Below are 838 nucleotides of genomic sequence, written 5' to 3'. Positions count from 1 at the left end.
GTTCAACATGAACGACCTGAAAATGCAGCTGGAACAGATGATCCAGATGGGTGGCATGCAGGGCATGATGGGCATGATGCCGGGCATGGGTAAAATGGCCAAGCAGATGGATCAGGCGGGTCTGGACGACAAGATCCTGCGCCAGCAGATCGCCTTGATCCAGTCCATGACCAAACGCGAACGCGCCAACCCACAGCTGCTGCAAGCCAGCCGCAAGAAACGGATTGCAGCCGGTTCGGGGATGGAAGTCAGCGACCTCAACAAGCTGCTCAAGATGCACCGGCAGATGTCGGACATGATGAAAAAGATGGGCAAGATGGGCAAAGGCAAGATGCTGAAACAGGCCATGAAGGGCATGTTCGGCAAAGGCGGCCCCAGCCCCGAAGACATGGCAGCCGGCATGGACCCCAAGGCACTGGAACAGGCGGCCAAGGCGATGGGCGGCAAGATGCCCGGCGGTCTGCCCGGCCTGGGCGGTGGCATGGGGCTGCCACAGGGCCTGAGCGGGTTTGGCAAGAAGAAGTAATGAACGCCATCGCCCAACATATCCCCCGGCTTGAAACCGAGCGCTTGATCCTGCGCGCGCCGTCCGAGGCTGATCTGGACGCCGATACCGCGTTTTTCGCCAGCGATGCGGCGAAATTCGTCGGCGGGCCACTGCGCCGGGATGAGGTCTGGCGACTGATCGCTTCGCTGCTGGGCCACTGGTCCCTGCGCGGTTACGGGTTCTGGAGCGCCGAGGAAAAAGCCTCGGGCAGTTATGTCGGGCGGATCGGGCTTTGGTGCCCCGAAGGCTGGCCCGAACCCGAGATCGGCTGGACGCTGATGAACCATGCCA

General features: G+C 61.7%; 1 protein-coding gene and 1 pseudogene. Both read left to right on the top strand.

The features are described 5' to 3' along the window. Positions 1–526, top strand: a pseudogene (locus ACR0C6_RS21575) (signal recognition particle protein); the annotation flags it as partial. Next, a partial coding sequence (locus ACR0C6_RS21570; RefSeq protein WP_480621171.1) for a GNAT family N-acetyltransferase occupies positions 526–838 on the top strand: 313 nt, incomplete at its 3' end. The pseudogene ACR0C6_RS21575 and the gene ACR0C6_RS21570, both read left to right, overlap by 1 nt.

Source organism: Ruegeria sp. AL12, from assembly GCF_056540885.1.
Note: the sequence above shows the minus strand (reverse complement) of the source record. Positions and strands in the feature narration are given on the sequence as shown.